Origin of the sequence: Variovorax paradoxus, from assembly GCF_024734665.1 — a bacterium.
Taxonomy (GTDB): domain Bacteria; phylum Pseudomonadota; class Gammaproteobacteria; order Burkholderiales; family Burkholderiaceae_C; genus Variovorax.
Map to the genome: position 1 here is coordinate 4,960,918 of NZ_CP102931.1, position 17,001 is coordinate 4,977,918.

Here is a 17,001-nt window from a genome sequence, read left to right on the forward strand (position 1 = left end):
ACGTGCGTATTGCCAACGTCCCGCCCGCGGGCCTCAGCGGCGCAGAAAGCTGCGCAGCCGCACGCCGACGGCTGCCAGCACGGCGAAATACAGCAGCGCCGAGCCGGCGATCAGCGCGGCGAGCAGGCCGATGCGCAACAGGCGCTGCTCACGCAGGCCGACCCAGTCGAAATGGCCCGAGCCCCAGAACAGCAGGCCGGCCAACACCAGCGTGCCCGCCAGCACCTGCAGCGCGAACTTGCCCCAGCCCGGTTCGGGCTTGTAGCTGCCGCGGCGCATCAGGCCAACCAGCAGCCAGGTCGAATTGACGAGCGCGCCGATGGCGATGGTCAGGGTCAGCGCCGCGTGCTGCAGCACCGGCACCAGGAAGATATTGAGCACCTGCGTCAGCACCAGCACGCCCACGGCGATGAGCATCGGAGTGCGCGTGTCGTGCTTGGCGTAGTAGCCGGGCGCGAGCACCTTCACAGCCACGATGCCGACCAGCCCGACGCCGTAGCCCATCAACGCCAGGGTCGTGCGGCCTACGTCCTCGCCGGTGTACGCGCCGTTGTGAAAGAGCACCGCTACCAGCGGCTTGGCAAACAGCAGCAGCGCGACGGCGCAAGGCGCCGAAAGCAGTACGACGAGGCGAAGGCCCCAGTCGAGCAGCGACGAATAGCGGGCGTCGTCCTTGGCGGCGCGGGCGCCGGCCAGCTGCGGCATCAGCACCACGCCGAGCGCCACGCCGAGCATGGCGGTGGGGAATTCCATCAGCCGGTCGGCGTTGGTGATCCAGGTCACGCTGCCCACCGCGAGGTGCGAGGCGATCTGCGTGTTGATGAGCAGCGAGATCTGCGCCACGCTCACGCCCAGCAGCGCGGGCAGCATCAACTTGAGCACCTTGCGCGTGGCCGGGTCGGTCCACGCGGTCCGCAGCGCCCTGAAGCTCGCGCCGACGCGCGGCATCAGCCCGAGCTTGCGCAGCGCCGGAATCTGCAGGGCCAGCTGCAGCACGCCCCCCACCAGCACGCCCACGCACTGCGCGTAGATCGGTTCGATGCCCCACCGGCGAAACAGCGGCGCCCCGACCACGATCGCCAGGATCAGCGCGATGTTGAGCAGCACCGGCGACGCCGCCGGCACCGCGAACTTGCGCCAGGTGTTGAGAATGCCGCCCGCCAGCGCCACCAGCGACATGAAGCCGATGTACGGGAACATCCAGCGCGTCATGATCACGGCCGAGTCGAAGCCGGGCAGTCCGCTCGCCATGGCCCAGACCAGCAGCGGCGCTCCGGCCACGCCGGCCACGCACACGACCAGCAGCGTCCAGGTGAGCAGCGTGGCGACATGGTCGATCAGCTGCCGGGCGCCCTCTTCCCCGTCTTCGGCCTTGCGCGCGGCCAGCACCGGCACGAAGGCCTGGCTGAAGGCGCCTTCGCCGAAGACCCGCCGGAACAGGTTGGGGATGCGGAATGCGACGTTGAAGGCGTCGGTCAGCGCGCTGACGCCGAAAACCGAGGCAAACAGCACGTCGCGCACAAGGCCCGTGATCCGCGAAGCGAGAGTCAGCAGGGAGACGGTGGAGGCGGATTTGAGCAGGGACACGGGGGCCGAGTGTAGGGCCCGCGAAGGTGCCGAAACGGGCCGATTCGGGCGCGAATTGGGCAAAAGGGCCAACCCGGCCTATAATGGAGAGCTTTGCTGCATCATCCTCAGACACCTAAGGAACATTAAATATGGCATCCGCCAAGCCCAAGAAGAAGAACCCGCGCCTCGCCTCCGGCCGTAAGCGCGTCCGCCAGGACACCAAGCTCAACGCTGCGAACACCTCGCTGCGCTCCAAATACCGTACCGCTGTCAAGAACGTCGAAAAGGCTGTTCTGGCTGGCGACAAGACCAAGGCAAGCGAACTGTTCGCGAAGGCCCAGAGCATCGTCGACACCGTCGCCGACAAGGGCATCTTCCACAAGAACAAGGCAGCCCGCGACAAGAGCCGCCTGTCGGCCAAGGTCAAGGCCCTCGCCCTCGCGCCTGAAAAGGCCGCCGCCTGACACCTGTCAGGCAAGCCCGGACCGGAATTCTCCAGTCCGCCGTTTGATCGGGGTGCGCTGCAGCAAAGTGAAAAACCGCCTTCGGGCGGTTTTTTCATGCCCGTTCGGTTCATGAACCCGGGCGGATGGACAAGAAAAAAGGCCCGTCAGGCCTTCTTGGGAGGGATGGGCGTGTCGGGCACCAGACAGGCCTCGGCCACCTGCAGGTCGTTGTCTCTCGCGAAGTTCACGCAGAAATCCCAGGCCATCGGCTCGGCATCGCGCAGCTCGCGGTTCACGATCACGCACTTCACGCCGTTGATGGTCGTCGGAATGCACCAGGGCGAGTAGCTCAGGTGGCTGCCCGGATAGGCGCCACCGGGGCGAAAAGAGCACATCACGCCGGCCAGACGCTCGGCCCAATCGCTGGGGCGGAATGTCCGGCCATCCTTGGTGATGCCCTGGATGAAGATTTCTTTGGCAGTGGGGGAAATCATCGTTGAATGAGGCGACCGGAGCGGGTGCTGCGGTGCAGCAAGCGATTCTATCCGCGGCACTTTTTGCATCCTGAACATGGGGCATTGCTGTAATGCGGAATCCTCAACGAAGCCGTCAAACGGCACGCCTAGAATCCGCCTTCCCTATCTGGAGAACCCGAATGAGCGCTACCGCCCAGCCCACCTCGCCCCACGTCATGAACACTTACGGTCGCCTGCCGATCGCACTGTCGCACGGTCAGGGTTGCCGAGTCTGGGACACCACGGGCAAGGCCTACATCGACGGCCTCGGCGGCATTGCCGTGAACACGCTGGGCCACAACCACCCCGAGCTGGTGCCCGCCCTGCAGGATCAACTGACCAAGCTGATCCACAGCTCCAACTACTACCACGTGACCGGCCAGGAACAGCTCGCCGCCAAGCTGACCGAGATTTCGGGCCTCACCAACGCGTTTTTCTGCTGCACCGGCCTCGAAGCCAACGAAGCCGCCCTGAAGCTGGCGCGCAAGTTCGGCCACGACAAGGGCATCGAGCGCCCCGAAATCGTCGTCTACGAAGCCGCCTTCCACGGCCGCAGCATCGCCACCCTCTCGGCCACCGGCAACCCCAAGGTGCAGGCCGGCTTCGGCCCGCTGGTCGAGGGCTTCATCCGCGTGCCGCTGAACGACATCGAAGCGCTGAAGAAGGCCACCGAAGGCAACCCGAACGTGGTCGCCGTGTTCTTCGAAACCATCCAGGGTGAAGGCGGCATCCACCCGATGCGCGTCGAATACCTCAAACAGGTGCGCCAACTCTGCGACGAGCGCGACTGGCTCATGATGATCGACGAAGTGCAATGCGGCATGGGCCGCACCGGCAAGTGGTTCGCCCACCAGTGGGCGGGTATCAAGCCCGACGTGATGCCGCTGGCCAAGGGCCTGGGCTCGGGCGTGCCGATCGGCGCCGTGGTGGCCGGCCCCAAGGCCGCCAACATCTTCGGCCCGGGCAACCACGGCACCACCTTCGGCGGCAACCCGCTCGCCATGCGCGCAGGTGTCGAAACCATCCGCATCATGGAAGAGCACAAGCTGCTCGAGAACGCCGCCACCGTCGGCGCCCACCTGAAGGCCGCGCTGGAGCGCGAAATCGGCAGCCTGCCCGGCGTGAAGGAAATCCGCGGCCAGGGCCTGATGCTCGGCATCGAGCTCGACCGTCCCTGCGGCGTGATCCTGAACCGCGCCTGCGACGCCGGCCTGCTGCTGAGCGTGACGGCCGACAAGGTGATCCGCCTCGTCCCGCCGCTCATCCTGAGCATCGCCGAGGCCGACGAGATCGTCGCCATCCTCGCGCCCATCGTCAAAAACTTCCTGTCGGAGCCTGCCGCCCAATGACGACCGCCACGACGACCGCACCCGCCGCCATCCGGCACTACCTGCAGTTCTCGGACTTCACTGCCGACGAGTACGCCTACCTCTTCGATCGCATGGCGATCATCAAGAAGAAGTTCAAGACCTACGAAAAGCACCAGCCGCTGGTCGACCGCACGCTGGCCATGATTTTCGAGAAGGCCAGCACGCGCACCCGCGTGAGCTTCGAGGCCGGCATGTACCAGCTCGGCGGCAGCGTGGTCCACCTGACCACGGGCGACAGCCAGCTCGGCCGCGCCGAGCCCATCGAGGACAGCGCCAAGGTCATCAGCCGCATGGTCGACATCGTGATGATCCGCACCTACGAGCAGACCAAGATCGACACCTTTGCGGCGCACTCGCGCGTGCCCGTCATCAACGGGCTGACCAACGAGTTCCACCCCTGCCAGATCCTCGCTGACATCTTCACCTACATCGAGCACCGCGGCTCCATCCAGGGCAAGACGGTGGCGTGGGTGGGCGACGGCAACAACATGGCCAACACCTGGCTGCAGGCGGCCGAGATCCTGGGCTTCACGGTGCACGTGAGCACGCCCAGCGGCTACGAGGTCGACCAGTCGATCGCCGGCATCCGCTCGGGCGACAGCTACAAGGTCTTCAAGGACCCGATGGAAGCCTGCCGCGGCGCCGACCTCGTCACCACCGACGTCTGGACCAGCATGGGCTACGAGGCCGAGAACGAAGCGCGCCGCAAGGCCTTTGCCGACTGGTGCGTCGACGAGGACATGATGCGCATCGCCCAGCCCGGAGCCCTGTTTATGCACTGCCTGCCCGCCCACCGCGGCGAAGAAGTGCAGGCCGAAGTCATCGACGGGCCGCAGTCGGTGGTGTGGGACGAGGCCGAGAACCGCCTGCACGCACAAAAGGCGCTGATGGAGTTCCTGCTCCTCGGCAGGCTCTGATTCTCTGAAGCACAAGGCGCAGCCGCATGTCCGATTGCCAGCAATGCGGCGCCTGCTGCGCCAGCTACCGTGTCGACTTCAGCGTACATGAGCTCGACGACAACGGCGGCAAGGTGCCTTCGGGCCTCGCCGTCGAAGTGAACGACGCCATCTGCCGCATGCGTGGCACCGACCACACGCCCATGCGCTGCGCCGCGCTCACCGGCAAGATCGGCCAGGCCGTGGGCTGCGGCATCTACGAATGGCGCCCCAATCCGTGCCACGAGTTGCAGGCCGGCAGCGACGCCTGCGAGCGGGCGCGGGCCCGGCACGGGCTGCCCGCGCTGTCGTCGTCGCACTGAGTCGGTTCAACTCGTCACGTTCGGTGTTGGAAATAACCGACACCACGACCCCTCGCCCGGCGCTAACTTCGCGCCATGGCTCCATCACATCAGCAACGCATCTGGGACATCTCGCCGCCCGTGCATGAAGGCGCGCCGGTCTTTCCCGGCGACACGCCCTACCAGCAGCGCTGGGCAGCGACCATTTCGCCGGACTGCCCGGTGAATGTCAGCGAGATCAAGCTCTCGCCCCACGTCGGCGCGCATGCCGATGCGCCGCTGCACTACGACCCCGAGGGCCAGACCATCGGCAACGTCGACCTCACGCCCTTTCTCGGCCCGTGCCGGGTGATCCATGCGATCGACAAGGGCCCGCTGATCGAGTGGGATCACATCGCCCATGCCGTCGACAGTACCCTGCCCCCGCGCGTGCTGGTGCGCACCTACACCACCATGCCGGTCGGCCACTGGGACCCGAAGCTCGCGGCCTATGCCCCCGCCACCGTCGAACGCCTCGCGGCCATGGGCGTGAAGCTCATCGGCATCGACACCGCCAGCATCGACCCGGCCGACAGCAAGACGCTGGAAAGCCACCAACGCATCCGCCGCCTCGACCTGCGCGTGCTCGAGAACCTCGTGCTCGACGACGTGCCCGAGGGCGACTACGAACTCATCGCGCTGCCGCTCAAGCTGGTCAGCGCCGATGCCTCCCCCGTTCGCGCCGTGCTGCGCGAACTCCCCCGCTGAAACCTCCACCATGACAACACTTGCAGACTGCCGCGCGCTCGACGCGCAAGACCCGCTGCGCGCCCTGCGCGACCAATTCACCATTCCCGAAGGCGTGCTGTACCTCGACGGCAACTCGCTCGGCGTGATGCCCAAAGCCGCACCGGCGCGCATCGCCGAGGTGGTGACGAAGGAATGGGGCGAAGGCCTGATCCGTTCGTGGAACACCGCGAGCTGGTTCGACCTGCCGCAACGCCTGGGCGACAAGGTGGCCCGCCTGATCGGCGCCGCGCCCGGCGAAGTGGTGTGCACCGACAGCACCTCGGTCAATCTCTACAAGGTGCTGTTCGCCGCGCTCTCGCAGCAGAAGGACAGCGGCCGCAAGCTGGTGATCAGCGAGCGCAGCAATTTCCCGACCGACCTCTACATCGCCGAATCGCTGTGCCGCGAGCGCGGCTTCACGCTGAAGCTGATCGACGCGAGCGAGCTGCAAGGCCCGGATTCGGTGCTCACCGACGAAGTGGCCGTGCTGATGCTCACGCACGTCAACTACCGCACCGGCGCCATGCACGACATGAAGGCCATCACCGCCGCCGCGCATGCCGCGGGCGCGCTGACCGTGTGGGACCTCGCGCACAGTGCGGGCGCCGTGCCGGTCGCGCTCAACGACAGCGAGGCCGACTACGCCATCGGCTGCGGCTACAAGTACCTGAACGGCGGCCCCGGCGCGCCGGCGTTCGCGTGGGTGAACACGAAGCATGCGGGCCAGTTCGAGCAGCCGCTGTCCGGCTGGTGGGGCCATGCGGCGCCCTTCGAGTTCACGCCGCACTACCGACCTGCCCCGGGTGTCGGCCGCTACCTCTGCGGCACGCAGCCGATCATCGCGCTGGCCGGGCTCGAATGCGGGCTCGACACCGTGCTCGCGGCTGAAGCCTTCAACGGCACGAACGGCGCGATGGCCGCGCTGCGCACCAAGTCGCTCGCGCTCACCGACCTGTTCATCGCACTGGTCGAAGAGCGCTGCGCCGGACAAGGCCTCTCGCTCGTCACCCCGCGCGACCACGCACTGCGCGGCTCGCAGGTCTGCCTGAGCCGCGAAGAAGGTGCCTACGCCATCGTGCAGGCGCTGATCGCACGTGGCGTGATCGGCGACTACCGCGCTGGCGACTCGCAGATGCCCGACATCCTGCGATTCGGTTTCACGCCGTTGTACCTGAGCTTCGAAGACGTGTGGAACTCGGTCGAGCACCTGGCGCAGGTGCTGGAGACGGGCGAGTGGAAGCGCGAAGAATTCAACCGCAAGAACGCCGTAACCTGAGACGAAGCCAGCCATGAAATCCCGACTGATCATTCTGTACACCGCCTTGCTGATGCTGGCGGCACCCGCCCTTGCACAGCAACCGGCGTTCACGCTGCCGCAACTGAAGGCCTTCGCCGAACTGACGCCCGACGCCTTTCGCCAGCAGATCAAGAGCCAGGGCTTCTCGTATGCCGACAAGACCGTGACCGACGAGGTCAGCATGATCGAGTACGAGAAGTTCGTCGACGGCCAGACCACGCACCTGATGAAGTCCACCTACGTGGAAAGCCGCCGCAGCGAGGACGGAGTGCAGCTCTCGCTGACCGACAAGGCCGCCTTCGAGCGCCTCGTGAAGGAGGCACGCGACACCGGCTACAAGCCGGGCGAGAAGGGCCGCATTCCCGGCGGCGAGACCTACCAGGAATACAAGCGCAAGAACGAGGTCGTGCGCTTCGTCTATCCGAAGAAGGAGTCCGGCATGGGCCTTCCTTCCTATACCGCCGTGGTCTGGCGATGACCCGCCAGCAAACATCATGAGCACCGACAAGTCCCCCGAGAACATCGTCCACGAGGAAAAAGCGCAGCTGGACTTCAGCAAGTCCATGAGCTACGGCGACTACCTGCACCTCGACGAGATCCTCAACGCGCAGCACCCGCTTTCGCCCGCACACGACGAGATGCTGTTCATCGTGCAGCACCAGACCAGCGAACTCTGGATGAAGCTGATGCTGCACGAACTGCGCGCCGCCACCGCCCACATCGCCGAAGAGAAGCTGGCCGACGCCTTCAAGATGCTCGCGCGGGTGAGCCGCATCATGGAGCAGCTGGTGAGCGCATGGACCGTGCTCTCGACCATGACGCCGCCCGAGTACACGGCGATGCGCCCCTACCTTGCCAACTCCAGCGGCTTCCAGAGCGCGCAGTACCGCTGCATCGAATTCGCGCTCGGCAACAAGAATGCCGCCATGCTCAAGCCGCACGCGCACCGCGCCGATCTGCTTGCGCAAGTCGAGGTGGCCTACCGCGCGCCTTCGCTGTACGACGAGTCGCTGCGCCTGCTGGCACGCCACGGCCTGCCGGTGCCCGCCGACCGGCTGGAGCGCGACTGGACGCAACCCTATGAATCGAGCGACGGCGTCGAAGCGGCGTGGCTCACGGTCTACCGCAATCCGCACGACTACTGGGACCTGTACCAACTCGGCGAAAAACTCACCGACCTGGAAGACGCGTTCCGCCTCTGGCGCTTTCGCCATGTGACGACGGTCGAGCGCGTGATCGGCTTCAAGCGCGGCACCGGCGGCACGGGCGGCGTGAGCTACCTGCGCAAGATGCTCGACGTGGTGCTGTTCCCGGAAATCTGGAAGCTGCGCACCGATCTGTAGTTCCGCGCGAAAAGCGGGCTCCTACAATCCGCGCGGCACCGGCACTTCAAGACTCGACAAGGCTTTGCGATTCGTCGCCCGGTCTTGTACTGCGGGGGAACCCCGTGGTGGATGGATGGCTACACATTCCGGCGCGCAAGCGGACCTGCGCTACCGCGCAGCGCAGCTAACGCATCACCGGCTGGTTGAAGGGCTGGTTGCCACCCACCTTCAACGTCCTCGCACCATCATTCATGACGCGTGAACTGAGCTACAGCGAATGGATCGCCCAAAGCCTAGCGCGCGCATTGCTTGCCGATGCAAGGCAGCCCGGCGGCACCGCGCCCGGTGCGTTGCGTGCGCGGGCCGCGGCAACGCTGGGCGTCGACGCGCCCTGGCTGAAGCCGCTGGCGGAAGCGCTCGGCAACCGGTCACAAGCCACGTGGCGGCGCACCGATCTGCCCGCGCTGGCGAAGGCGATCCATGAAATGCCCGAGTTCGATGCGGCCTTCGAGCAGGACGAGGAGCCACGCGTGCGGCGAATCATCCTTCGGCCCGCGGAGATGTTCCCGCGCCCGATGGGCCTCGACCATTTCGCACTGCCGAACATCCCGACGCTCGCCGATCTCGCGCAGTGGCTGGAACTCGACCCGGATCGGCTGGCGTGGCTCACATCGCCGGCACAGGCGTTTCGCGCCCCCGCCGATCCCAGCGTGCAGCCCGCATCGCATTACCGCTACCAGCTGCAGCCCAAGCGCCTCGGCGGCCTGCGCCTGCTCGAGATTCCCAAGGCCGACCTGAAGCGCGCGCAGCGCCGCATCCTCGACGACCTGCTGCGGCACGTGCCCGTGCACGAAGCAGCGCACGGCTTCGTGCCGGGCCGCTCAGTCGAGAGCCACGCAGCCGCGCATGCCGGCAAGGAGGTCGTGATCGGCTTCGACCTGCGCGACTTCTTCCCCGCCGTTCGCGCCTCGCGCGTGCATGCCACGTGGCGCACGCTGGGCTACCCCGAAGGCGTGGCGCGCGCCCTCACCGCGCTGTGCACGCACCGCACCGACGCCGACGTGATCGAGCGCCTGCGCGACGACGGCGGGCTCGACTGGATGGGCGCCAAGCGCCTGGCCACGCCGCACCTGCCCCAGGGCTCGCCCTGCTCGCCCGCGCTGGCCAACCTCTGCGCCTTCAGGCTCGACCTGCGGCTCGAAGGCCTGGCGTGGGTCTTCGGCGCCACCTATACGCGCTATGCCGACGACCTGGTGTTCTCCGGGCCGACCTCGCTGCGCGCGCGGTTCACCGCCTTGCGCGCCTGGGTTGATGGCATCGCGGCCGACGAGGGCTTCGAGCTGCACCCGCGCAAGGTGCGCTGCATGCCTCAACACCGCCAGCAGCACGTGACCGGCGTGGTCGTCAACGACAAGGCCAATGCGCCTCGCGAAGACTTCGACCGGCTCAAGGCCGTGCTGCATCGCTGCGCGCTCGACGGCCCCGCCGGCCAGAACCGCGCGAAGGTGGTCGACTTTCGCGGCCACCTGCTGGGCCACATCGCGTGGATCGGCCAGTTCAGCCCGACGCGCAAGGCACGGCTGATGAGGCTTTTCGACCGCATCGACTGGACGGGCACTACCCGAACTTCCTCATAAACGCCCTCATGAAGCTGGGGTGGACCTGATTGTTCCGTCGGCGCAAAGCGCTACAGTTTTGAAAACAACGGAGGCCTACGCCATGCACGACATCCGGTTCACACCCGACGAGCTCTCCACCCTGCGCGAACATGGCGTCGTGCTGTTCGCCGACCGCGTGATCTTCGACGCGCAGCCGCCAATGCCGCCGCAGCAGATCGATGCTGTGCAGGCCCTGTGCGCGGGCCCCATTCCCGAAGCGCTGCTCGCGCTGTGGCAGCAGACGGCAGGCGGTCGGCTCGACTACGACCTGTCGCTCGAAATGAACGGCAACCTCGAAGCCATCAGCTGGAACGAGCTGTTCTGGAACGGCAGCGACGGCTACCACGGCCTGCAGGGCTGGATCGAGCACGAACTGGAACTGGCCAAGGAAGCCGCCGAGGACGGCGGCAAGCCATCGAGCGGCAAGCTCACGCACCTGCCCTTCGGCGGCTTCGAGTACACCGACCGCATCTACGCAGTGGTCGAACCCGGTGCCGGGCACGGGCAGATCGTCGCGTGGAAGAAGGGCCTGCCGCCAGCCTGGACGCACGCGCTGCATGAAGACAGCGTGAACACCATCGCGCCCGACTTGCGCGGCGCATTCGCGGCGCTGCAGCTCGACGAAGACCCGCTGGCGCCCACGAGCGACTACTTCTCGGGGCAGACGCTGCTCGGCTACCTCGACGACCGCCACCAGGACCACGGGCTCGACCTCGACCTGATGGACAAGCTGGTGACCTTCTATTGCCACGCCGTGGTCGACTGGCGCACGCCGCTGGCCGAAGGCACGCTGCGCCACCATCCAGCGATCGCGCGCGTGGCCCTGCGCCATGCGATCGCGGCCGACGACGCCGGGCTGGTCGCCGAACTCGCCGCCTCGGGCGTGGGCTTCAACGGGCCTCATCAGGGCAGCGCGCTCGCGACCGATGTCGCGGTGGGACACGGCGCCTTCGCCGCCGCAGCAGCGCTGGTGCGCGCAGGCGCGCCGGTGGCGGCCGACGCTCTGCGCAACATCGACGGGCAGATCGCTCCCGAACTCACGAGCGCCCTGCTGGCCAACGGCGCGGAGCCCAACGTGACGGCCATCGTCAAGTGCGCGGCGTGTGGTGCACCCGCGAGCGCGCACCTGATTGCGGATGCCTGCGCGCAGGCGGGCATCGATGTGGCACCAGCGTTCGTTGCGGAGCGCGATGCGATGCTGCTCGAACTGGAGACCACGCTCGCGCAGATGCAGGACGGCACGCACGGGCACTACCTCGGGCAAGAGGGGCTCGCGGAACGCATCGAGCACCTGCAGACATTCCGGCTCTGAAAGGCGCCGGCGCGCCGTTCGCTCAGCCGCCGTATAGCCAGGGCTGATCGAGCAGCTTTGCGCCCAGCAGGCGCATCGCCATGTCGCGGCCCAGGCGCACTGCCCCCGTGGCGTGGAAGATCTCGCCGTTGCGGCGCGCACGCGCCTGCACCTGCGCGTTACGCGCCCAGCGCGCCTCGGCATAGCGTGCGAAGGCAGCCGGCACACCAGCCGCGCTGCTGTCACCAAGCGCATCGGCCAACGCCACTGCATCCTCGATGGCCATGCCCGCGCCCTGCGCGAGGTACGGCACCATCGGATGCGCGGCATCGCCCACCAGCGCGACACGTTCATGCGCCATCTCGGCTGCGCTGGTCACGGGGGCCCGGTCTCCGAGCGACCATGCGCGCCAGCCGGGCATGGCATCGAGCAACGACTGCAGTCCAGCGCAGCTGCGGCCCATGGCCTGCTTCAGGGCGGCGATGCTGCTGGACTGGTCCCAATCGCGCGCTTCGCCGGCCGGGGCCGATTCGGCGATCACCACCACGTTGAGCCAGTCGCCGCCGCGCACCGGGTACGCCACCGCATGCAAGCGCGGGCCGAGCCACACATCGACCTGCTTGCGGCGCAATGCGGCGGGCAGGCTCGATTGCTCGATCAGCGCGCGCCAGGCCGTGTGGCCGGTAACGCGCGGCGGCTGCGCGGCAGACGCGCAATCGAGCTGCCGCCGTACCATGCTCCAGAGGCCGTCGGCCCCGACGACGGCTTCGCCCTCCCAGGCGCGCGCGTCGGTGCTCGACAGGCAGACGAGGTCGTCGCTGGTTTCCACCTGCTTGATCTGCGCGCCAGTCACGAGCGTGCCGGTGCCGCGCGCGCGCACGGCATCGAGCAGCAGACCGTGCAGGTCGGCGCGATGTACGCAGAAGTAGGGAGAGCCGTAGCGCTGCTGCATGGCATCGGCCAGCGGCATTCGGGCGAGTTCGGAGCCGCTTTCGGCGCTGTGCACCACCAGCGCATCGGGCCGCGCCGCGATGGCCGCGAGCCCGGGGCCCAGATCGAGTTGCTGAAGACGCCGCGTGGCATTGGGCCCGAGCTGCACGCCGGCGCCGATTTCGCCGAAGACGGCCGCCTGCTCGAAAACGTCGACCCGGTGCCGGCCCCTGGAAAGCGCCAGCGCAGTGGCCAGCCCCCCGATGCCGCCCCCGGCGACGAGGATGTGCGCGGGCATCGGACTCAGCGGCCGTGCATGGACGGGCTGGCGGTGGCCTGGTCGGCTTCCGGTTGTTTGAGGGGGGTCTTGGGAGCGCAGCTGCCGCAGCTGTCGCACGAGCCGCAGCCCGAGGTCTTGGCGAGCGATGCAGCCAGTTCCCTGGCGCGTTCTTCGTCGACCCAGCCCGCGCGATGCGTGCCGGCCGCGAGCTTTTGCGCCGCGCCACGCCGCCAGCCTGCGGGCATCCAGCGCCAGACCGCGTAGAACGCGGCGGCCGCGACGATCAATCCGACGATCAGTTGCTGTGCCATTTCTTCTTCAAACCTTTCATGACAGGTTTTAACCCGCTCCGAGTGCCACCGCAACGCGATAGGTGATGAAACAAGCGGCGTAGGCCAGCGCGAAGAGGTAGCCGGCCATGATCCAGACGTACTTCCATGAACCGGTTTCGCGCTTCACCGCGGCCAGCGTCGAGATGCACTGCGGCGCGAACACGTACCAGACCAGCAGCGACAGCGCGGTAGCCAGCGACCAGCTGCCGGCGATGAGCGGCTCCAGCTGGCCTGCCACGTCGTCGCCCGTGGCCGACAGCGCGTACACCGTGCCGAGCGCACCCACGGCCACTTCGCGCGCCGCCATGCCGGGCACCAGCGCGATCGAGATCTGCCAGTTGAAGCCGATGGGCGCGAAGATGTGCTCCAGCCCTCGGCCGATCATGCCGGCCAGGCTGTACTGGATGGCCGGGCCGGTCGCGCCTTCTGGCGGCGACGGAAAGGTCGACAGGAACCACAGCAGGATCGTCAGCGTCAGGATGATCGTGCCCACGCGCTGGATGAAGATCCACGCACGCTCGTACAGGCCCAGCGCCAGGTTGCGCGGGTTGGGCCAGCGGTAGGCGGGCAGCTCCATCAGCAGCGGCGAATGCTGCGTGTTGTCGCGGAAGCGCTTCATCACCCAGGCCACGGCCATCGCCGAGACGATGCCGAACACGTACAGCGCGAACAGCACCACGCCCTGCAGGTTGAACACGCCGCCCACGGTGCGCGCCGGAATGAAGGCCGCGATGAGCAGCGCATACACCGGCAGCCGCGCCGAACAGGTCATGAGCGGCGCGATCATGATGGTCGTGATGCGGTCGCGCCAATTGCTGATGGTGCGCGTGGCCATCACGCCCGGAATGGCGCAGGCAAAGCTCGACAGCAGCGGAATGAACGAGCGGCCGGACAGGCCCACGGTGCCCATCACGCGGTCGAGCAGGAAGGCCGCGCGCGGCAGGTAGCCCGAGTCTTCGAGCGCGAGGATGAACAAGAAAAGAATCAGGATCTGCGGCAGGAAGACGATCACGCCGCCCACGCCTGCGATCACGCCATCGACCAGCAGGCTCTGCAGCATGCCCTCGGGCATGGCCGTCTTGAGCAGGTTGCCGAGCCCCTCGGTGCCGGCCTTGATGGCGTCCATCGGCACATTGGCCCAGCTGAACACGGCCTGGAACATCAGGAACATGGTGACGGCGAGCACCAGCATGCCCCACACGGGGTGCAGCACCACGCGGTCGATGCGGTCGCTGGTGGCCAGGCTACCGACCGGCTCCTTCACCGTGAGACCGAGGATGCGGCGCACCTCGCGCTGCGTGGCCAGCACGTCGTCCAGGCCCGGCGCCTGCCAGGGCTGCGGTGCGGCGGCGGCCACGGGCGTGTCGAGCGCTGCGAGCAGGTCTTGCGCGCCGCCGGTGTGCACGCCGACGGTCTCGATGACCGGCACGCCCAGCTCGCGCGAGAGCACGGCCGTGTCGACCACGATGCCCTGCTTCTTCGCCATGTCGGTCATGTTCAGCGCCACCACCATCGGCAGGCCAAGCCGCTTGGCTTCGATCACAAGCCGCAGGTTCAGGCGCAGGTTGGTGGCGTCGGTAACGCACACCAGCAGGTCGGGCAAGGCTTCCTTGCTCTGGCCGGTGACGATGTCGCGGGTGACGGCCTCGTCGGCGCTCAGCGCGTTCAGGCTGTAGGCGCCCGGCAGGTCGAGCACGAACACGCGGCGGCCTGACGGCGTACGCAACGTGCCCTCCTTGCGCTCGACGGTCACGCCGGCGTAGTTGGCCACCTTCTGGCGGCTGCCGGTGAGCAGGTTGAACAGCGCGGTCTTGCCGCAGTTGGGGTTGCCCAGCAGGGCGATGCGGCCCGGCTGCGCGGTGGCTGCGAGGCGGCCCGGGCCCTGGATGACGGCTTCAACCATGGTTTGTGGCTCCCGGCGTGACGTGGATCAGCGCGGCCTCGTGGCGGCGCAGCGCGAAGGTGGTGTGGCCGAGGCGCACCGCCAGCGGCTCGCGGCCCGGAATGCCGCTGGCGACGATGCGCACGGCCTCGCCCGGCACGAAGCCGATTTCGGTCAGGCGCAGGACGAGTTCCCGGTCGTCGGCGTTGTCGGGGCGCGCCACGTCAAGCACGGTGGCCCATTGATTGTTCGGAAGCTGGTCGAGGCGCAGGGCGACGGCGGTGGTCGGCGCTGCGCCGAAATCGTTGGTTCGCACGGTGAGAGGACGCCCGGGATATCGGGCGCGCCGGTAAGCAAAACCTAGATGCTAGCAATTCTCACTCACAAATACCTGACCAACCCCTCGAAATCAGGCTCTATCGGCCCAGAAACATCAAGAAACCGGCTCAAGGCCGGATCTTAGGTGCCTCCCCCGGTAGAGGGAAGACCACCCTGCGGGTCGATCGAGACGACGCGCGCAGTCACTGAAGCACCGTCGATAACGAGTTCGGCGACGGAAATCGGCAGCTTGAACCGTCGCGGGCCCGCGCTGCCTGGATTGACGTAGAGCACACCATCGCGCTCTTCGACTTTCGGCTTGTGCGAATGACCCGAGACGACCACGCGCACGCCGGCCGCGGGCGGGTCGATGTCGAGCTGCGCAAGATCGTGAATGGCATAGAGGTGCACGCCGCCGAACTTCGCAAGCTCGGTTTCCGCGATGGCATCTGCCCACGGCTCACGGTCGTTATTGCCGCGCACGACCGTCAGCGGCGCGATGGCCGCGAGCGCTTCGAGGATGCCGACGTTGCCGATGTCGCCGCCGTGCACGATGAAGTCGCTGCCCTTCAGGAAGGCGATGGCCTCGGGCCGCAGGAGCCCGTGCGTGTCGGAGATCAGACCGATGCGAAGCATGGGCAGAAGAAGAAAGTTATTCAGGCAAACCCGGGGCGACAGCCGGCAAGAAGCACGGCCCCCAAGGGCATGATCGACGACATGCCCGAAGACATCATCGCACCGCAACAGCCCACCGAGAACACCGAAGAAGCCCCCGCTTCGCCATCGCCCACGCAGGACACCCCGCCGCGCGCGAGCCTGCTGCGCTGGCTGGCCGGCGGCCTGCGCGCCTCGCTCCTGCTGGAGCCGCGCGTCGATGCACGGCCCGCGCCCTGGCAGTTGCTGCTGCTCGTGCTGCTGCCCGAACTCGTTTGGACCGGCTTGGCGCGCCTCGAAATCGCCGGCCCCGCACGGCTCTACGAAACCGTCGGCCTCAACACGCTCTGGGTGCTGGGCGTGCTCGCGTGGCTGGGCTGGTTCGCGCTGTCCGGGCGGGCCCGCGGCGGCGGACTGGCGCGCTGGTTTGTGCTGGCCACCTGGGCGATGTTCCCGGCCAACCTGGCGCTCGGCGTGCTGGCGCTGGGCTACACGCGCGGCTGGTTGCCGTCGGCAATCGCCACCTCGCCTGGCTACTGGGTTGTCTTCGGCCTGGGATGCGCGTGGATGGTGCTGGCGCTGGTGCGGTTCACCGCGCGCGAAGCCGGCGCACGCTGGCGGCTCGCGATCTTCGCGCCCGCGTTCGTGGCCTTGCTGACGCTGACCTTCTGGCAATCGCTCAACACGCAGGACCGCATGTGGCAGCCCGATGCGAGCACCGCATCCACCGAGCCAGAGCGTCCGCGCATGCAGCTGACGCAGGAACTCTTCGAGGAGCAGCAGGCGCTGTGGGAGCGCACGGTCGCGGCGCTGCCCGCCGGCAAGCCGGGGCAAACCAACGTCTACGGGCTGGTGTTTGCGCCCTACGCGTCTGAAGACGTGTTCCTGCGCGAAAGCAACATGGTCACCCAACTGCTGGAAGAACGCTTCGACGCCAAGAGCCGCGTGATCCACCTGATGAACCACGCGACCACCGCCGAGACGCTGCCCTGGGCCACCCCGCTCAACCTGCAGCGCGCCATCGCCGCGCTGGCCGAGCGCATGGACCGCGAGAACGACGTGCTGATCGTCTACCTCACCTCGCACGGTGCGCGCGACCACCAGCTGGCCGCCGCGCACTAGCCGCTGG

The 17,001-nt window shown here is 67.5% G+C and carries 18 protein-coding genes; 11 read left to right on the forward strand and 7 right to left on the reverse strand.

What is annotated here, in order from left to right; genetic code table 11:
• Nucleotides 1-33: 33 nt before the first annotated feature.
• The gene (gene murJ, locus NWF24_RS23515) at nt 34-1,587 is read right to left on the reverse strand and encodes a murein biosynthesis integral membrane protein MurJ (RefSeq protein WP_258350650.1); all 1,554 of its coding nucleotides are present in this window, start codon (nt 1,585-1,587) and stop codon (nt 34-36) included.
• A gap of 131 nt (nt 1,588-1,718) precedes the next feature.
• Here murJ and rpsT point away from each other — a divergent pair, with 131 nt between their 5' ends.
• Nucleotides 1,719-2,033, forward strand: coding sequence for a 30S ribosomal protein S20 (rpsT, locus tag NWF24_RS23520; RefSeq protein WP_007831346.1), 315 nt, complete (start codon nt 1,719-1,721; stop codon nt 2,031-2,033).
• A gap of 146 nt (nt 2,034-2,179) precedes the next feature.
• Here rpsT and NWF24_RS23525 read toward each other — a convergent pair whose 3' ends face one another.
• Entirely contained in the window at nt 2,180-2,509 is a 330-nt protein-coding gene (locus NWF24_RS23525; protein WP_093049621.1) for a DUF3579 domain-containing protein, read from the reverse strand.
• 161 nt (nt 2,510-2,670) lie between these two features.
• Here NWF24_RS23525 and NWF24_RS23530 point away from each other — a divergent pair, with 161 nt between their 5' ends.
• The 9 genes from NWF24_RS23530 to NWF24_RS23570 all read left to right on the forward strand — a co-directional run bounded on the left by NWF24_RS23530 (nt 2,671) and on the right by NWF24_RS23570 (nt 11,497).
• Nucleotides 2,671-3,879, forward strand: coding sequence for an aspartate aminotransferase family protein (locus tag NWF24_RS23530; RefSeq protein WP_258350651.1), 1,209 nt, complete (start codon nt 2,671-2,673; stop codon nt 3,877-3,879).
• Nucleotides 3,876-4,817, forward strand: a complete 942-nt coding sequence (gene argF / locus NWF24_RS23535; RefSeq protein WP_093049615.1) for an ornithine carbamoyltransferase — start codon at nt 3,876-3,878, stop codon at nt 4,815-4,817. Before NWF24_RS23530 ends, argF begins: the two co-directional genes overlap by 4 nt.
• 26 nt (nt 4,818-4,843) lie before the next feature.
• On the forward strand, nt 4,844-5,158 hold the full coding sequence (locus NWF24_RS23540) for a YkgJ family cysteine cluster protein (RefSeq protein ID WP_258350652.1): 315 nt from the start codon (nt 4,844-4,846) through the stop codon (nt 5,156-5,158).
• A 75-nt stretch (nt 5,159-5,233) separates the two neighbouring features.
• Nucleotides 5,234-5,884, forward strand: a complete 651-nt coding sequence (kynB, locus tag NWF24_RS23545; protein WP_258350653.1) for an arylformamidase — start codon at nt 5,234-5,236, stop codon at nt 5,882-5,884.
• A gap of 10 nt (nt 5,885-5,894) precedes the next feature.
• Nucleotides 5,895-7,181: a kynureninase gene (kynU, locus tag NWF24_RS23550; RefSeq protein WP_258350654.1), complete on the forward strand. Its 1,287-nt coding sequence runs from the start codon at nt 5,895-5,897 to the stop codon at nt 7,179-7,181.
• Between the two features lie 13 nt (nt 7,182-7,194).
• On the forward strand, nt 7,195-7,680 hold the full coding sequence (locus NWF24_RS23555) for a hypothetical protein (RefSeq protein ID WP_093049603.1): 486 nt from the start codon (nt 7,195-7,197) through the stop codon (nt 7,678-7,680).
• 16 nt (nt 7,681-7,696) lie between these two features.
• On the forward strand, nt 7,697-8,545 hold the full coding sequence (kynA, locus tag NWF24_RS23560) for a tryptophan 2,3-dioxygenase (RefSeq protein WP_258350655.1): 849 nt from the start codon (nt 7,697-7,699) through the stop codon (nt 8,543-8,545).
• A 233-nt stretch (nt 8,546-8,778) separates the two neighbouring features.
• Nucleotides 8,779-10,164: a reverse transcriptase family protein gene (locus tag NWF24_RS23565; RefSeq protein ID WP_258350656.1), complete on the forward strand. Its 1,386-nt coding sequence runs from the start codon at nt 8,779-8,781 to the stop codon at nt 10,162-10,164.
• A gap of 82 nt (nt 10,165-10,246) precedes the next feature.
• Complete coding sequence (locus tag NWF24_RS23570) at nt 10,247-11,497, forward strand: SMI1/KNR4 family protein (RefSeq protein ID WP_258350657.1); 1,251 nt, start codon at nt 10,247-10,249, stop codon at nt 11,495-11,497.
• A gap of 22 nt (nt 11,498-11,519) precedes the next feature.
• On the opposite strand, the gene NWF24_RS23575 is transcribed toward NWF24_RS23570, so the two are convergent.
• From NWF24_RS23575 to NWF24_RS23595, 5 genes are all read right to left on the reverse strand, one after another.
• Complete coding sequence (locus NWF24_RS23575; RefSeq protein ID WP_258350658.1) at nt 11,520-12,704, reverse strand: FAD-dependent monooxygenase; 1,185 nt, start codon at nt 12,702-12,704, stop codon at nt 11,520-11,522.
• A gap of 5 nt (nt 12,705-12,709) precedes the next feature.
• Nucleotides 12,710-12,997, reverse strand: a complete 288-nt coding sequence (locus tag NWF24_RS23580; RefSeq protein WP_258350659.1) for a DUF6587 family protein — start codon at nt 12,995-12,997, stop codon at nt 12,710-12,712.
• Nucleotides 12,998-13,025: 28 nt separating this feature from the next.
• On the reverse strand, nt 13,026-14,921 hold the full coding sequence (feoB, locus tag NWF24_RS23585) for a ferrous iron transporter B (RefSeq protein WP_258350660.1): 1,896 nt from the start codon (nt 14,919-14,921) through the stop codon (nt 13,026-13,028).
• Nucleotides 14,914-15,216, reverse strand: coding sequence for a FeoA family protein (locus tag NWF24_RS23590; RefSeq protein WP_093075538.1), 303 nt, complete (start codon nt 15,214-15,216; stop codon nt 14,914-14,916). The genes feoB and NWF24_RS23590 overlap by 8 nt, the downstream gene beginning before the upstream one ends.
• A gap of 143 nt (nt 15,217-15,359) precedes the next feature.
• Nucleotides 15,360-15,854 (reverse strand): metallophosphoesterase family protein, encoded by a 495-nt coding sequence (locus NWF24_RS23595; protein WP_258350661.1) that lies wholly within the window; start codon nt 15,852-15,854, stop codon nt 15,360-15,362.
• 69 nt (nt 15,855-15,923) lie between these two features.
• Here NWF24_RS23595 and NWF24_RS23600 point away from each other — a divergent pair, with 69 nt between their 5' ends.
• Entirely contained in the window at nt 15,924-16,994 is a 1,071-nt protein-coding gene (locus NWF24_RS23600) for a hypothetical protein (protein WP_258350662.1), read from the forward strand.
• Nucleotides 16,995-17,001: the final 7 nt, after the last annotated feature.